The 238-nt window shown below is 43.7% G+C and carries 1 pseudogene; it reads left to right on the top strand.

Annotated elements, in window-relative coordinates:
* Positions 1-238, top strand: a pseudogene (locus tag SB752_RS33225) (hypothetical protein); the annotation flags it as partial.

A 238-nucleotide genomic window follows, 5' to 3' on the forward strand; every position in this document is an offset into this window, starting at 1 on the left:
GCAATTTTACCTCGTATATCCACTGCTTTTGATGGGCCTTCACAAACTTCTTGACACCCAAAAAACCAAAATATTTTTGATTGTTCTTGCCCTAGCTTCTCTTGGAACTTCGATCTATCTTTCGAATACTGACCCAGTCTTCGCTTTCTATATGCTGCCTACTCGTGCCTGGGAGCTAATCGTCGGCGGATTGGTATTCTTGTACCCGCTTCACTTCAGTAGACGAATTGGATATGCG

This window comes from Brevibacillus sp. SIMBA_040 (assembly GCF_046535075.1).
Taxonomy (GTDB): domain Bacteria; phylum Bacillota; class Bacilli; order Brevibacillales; family Brevibacillaceae; genus Brevibacillus.